Annotated in this window: 1 pseudogene; it reads left to right on the top strand. The window is 68.1% G+C overall.

Annotated elements, in window-relative coordinates:
• Positions 1-540: pseudogene (locus DOU50_RS00130) on the top strand (Zn-dependent hydrolase); the annotation flags it as partial.

Below are 540 nucleotides of genomic sequence, written 5' to 3'. Positions count from 1 at the left end.
GGGAACCCGTTTTGGGATCACCCTGTTAGGCAGCCGGGGTATTACGGGCTCCTGGCCGCAGGGCTGGCTGGAGACGTGCGATGCTCAGGGCATCAGCGTGGCGCAGGCGATGGTACAGGCGGGGCTCGATCCTGCCCGCGTGGCGCTCGCGGCACGTCATCAGGACGATTTCAGCGCCTGTCTGGAACTGCACATCGAACAGGGGCCGTGTCTGGAGCAGGAAGGGCTGGCGCTGGGCGTGGTGGAAGCCATTAACGGCGCGCGCCGCCTCAGCTGCCGCTTCACCGGCGAGGCCGGACACGCGGGTACCGTGCCGATGAGTCACCGTAAGGATGCCCTGGCCGCCGCCGCCGAATGGATGGTGCTGATCGAAAACATCACCCGACAGCAGGGCGGCAACCGGGTGGCGACGGTCGGTGAGCTGCGCTGCCTGCCCGGCGCGGTCAACGTGATCCCGGGCGAGGTTGCGCTCTCGCTGGATATTCGCGGCCCGCAGGATGCCCCGCTTGACGCGCTGCTCGCTGAACTGCTGGCGCAAGC

Origin of the sequence: Enterobacter sp. C6 (genome assembly GCF_008122455.1) — a bacterium.
GTDB lineage: Bacteria > Pseudomonadota > Gammaproteobacteria > Enterobacterales > Enterobacteriaceae > Enterobacter > Enterobacter pseudoroggenkampii.
The sequence above is the reverse complement of the archived record's forward strand: the minus strand, read 5'-3'. Positions and strand labels throughout refer to the sequence as shown.